This is a genomic window from Nocardia sp. NPDC004722 (assembly GCF_053601505.1).
Map to the genome: position 1 here is coordinate 577 of NZ_JBSGBY010001124.1, position 448 is coordinate 1,024.

1 protein-coding gene is annotated in these 448 nt (G+C 71.9%); it reads left to right on the forward strand.

Features of this window, described 5'->3' with window-relative positions:
- Positions 1 to 448 (forward strand): hypothetical protein (locus ACWELQ_RS46255; protein WP_452403282.1); only part of this gene is annotated, 448 nt, incomplete at both ends.

A 448-nucleotide genomic window follows, 5' to 3' on the forward strand; every position in this document is an offset into this window, starting at 1 on the left:
ACCGCCCGTGCCCATGGGCGGTTCGGCGATCCCGAGGGCAATGTGCCGCCGAGCCGGATGCATTCGGAGGATTCCGGTCACCTCGAGGGTCCGCAGCGTTTCGATCCGCAGCCGCACTCGGAGCCGGAGCCGGGCGCGCCCGCCAGTCATCTCCCGCTGGAACCCTGGTCGGAGGTGACGCGTCCGACGGCGGGTGAGCCGCGCGCCTTGACCCTCGAGGAGCTGCGGCACGAGCTGGCCGTCCAGCTGGGTCTGCGCCCGGAGGACATCACCCCGCAGCGCATCTCCGAGACGGTCGGCGATCTGCAGTACCGGAACCTGTTGCGCGCCGGTGGTATCGAAGCGCTCAGCGATGTGGTGGATCGCTTCGACCGCGCCACGGCCTGGCGTGAGCGCGAGCGTTTCGCCGCCGCCCGCGACGAGTGGGCGCGCCTGCTCGGCGTCGACC